1 protein-coding gene is annotated in these 1008 nt (G+C 75.1%); it reads left to right on the forward strand.

Translation table 11 applies throughout. The features are described 5' to 3' along the window. Positions 1 to 346 precede the first annotated feature (346 nt). On the forward strand, positions 347 to 913 hold the full coding sequence (locus KCH_RS45285; protein ID WP_244305508.1) for a type III PLP-dependent enzyme domain-containing protein: 567 nt from the start codon (positions 347 to 349) through the stop codon (positions 911 to 913). Positions 914 to 1008 lie beyond the last annotated feature (95 nt).

Consider the following 1008-nt stretch of genomic DNA (forward strand, 5'->3'; position numbering starts at 1 on the left):
CGGCCTCGAACGGTCCCGGCCGGTCGGGCAGCAGCACCGCCATCGACTCGCCCAGGCACACCGCCCGGGCGGTCGCCGCCCCGCCGTCCTGATCCGCCATCAATCCCGCTCCCTCACCCTGGGGCCCGCGCTCCCCGCCCCACCGCGACGGCCCGCACCGCCCCGGCTCGGCGGTGAGCCAGGGTGCTGCGCACCAGGTGGGAGGGTGGACGGGCCGTGTCGCGGTCCGTTGACCGCCGTCCGGCGTGAATGCTAGAACCGTAACACCAACATGCGCAATAGAGGTTGCACATGTTGCAACATCCCAGCTCGTCGGGCGAGCCGGGAGTGGAACGGAGGCACGGTCATGGGCACCACGGCAGCACAACAGCACACCGGACACCGAAGCTTCGCGGACCCCGCCCCCGGGCCGGGCATCGACACCGCCGCCGTCGCCGCCCTCGCCGACGAGACCCTCGACTGGCGCTTCAAAGCCGTCCCCGCCGATGCCTGGGGAAGCACCGTCCGCGACTGGCTCGCCACCGGCCCCACCCTCGATGGGCTCGGCACCCCGCTGCTCACCCTCGACGCCGCCGCCCTCGACCACAACCTGCACACCATGGCCGCCTGGTGCCGCGAGACCGGCGTGCTGCTCGCCCCGCACGGCAAGACCACCATGGCCCCCGCCCTCTGGCAGGCCCAACTCGCCGCCGGCGCCCACGCCATCACCCTCGCCAACCTGCCCCAACTGCGCGTCGCCCGCGCCTTCGGCGTCCAGCGCCTGCTGCTCGCCAACACCCTGCTCGACCCCGCCGGACTCGCCTGGCTCGCCGCCGAACTCGACCACGACCCCGAATTCGCCTTCACCTCCTGGGTCGACTCCGCCGACAGCGTCCGGCAGATGGACGCCGCACTGCGCGCGGCCGGCGCCTGAGACCTGCCAAGGCACACAGGGGGATAGGGGGGGGGGGGGGGGGGGGGGGGGGGGGGGGGGGGGGGGGGGGGGGGCGCGCGCGCGCGCGCGCGCGC

The sequence above is a fragment of the Kitasatospora cheerisanensis KCTC 2395 genome (genome assembly GCF_000696185.1).
Classification (GTDB): domain Bacteria; phylum Actinomycetota; class Actinomycetes; order Streptomycetales; family Streptomycetaceae; genus Kitasatospora; species Kitasatospora cheerisanensis.

Coding starts and splice junctions, on each gene's coding strand:
- KCH_RS45285 (WP_244305508.1), top strand. CDS start 347: ATGGGCACCACGGCAGCACAACAGCACACCGGACACCGAAGCTTCGCG.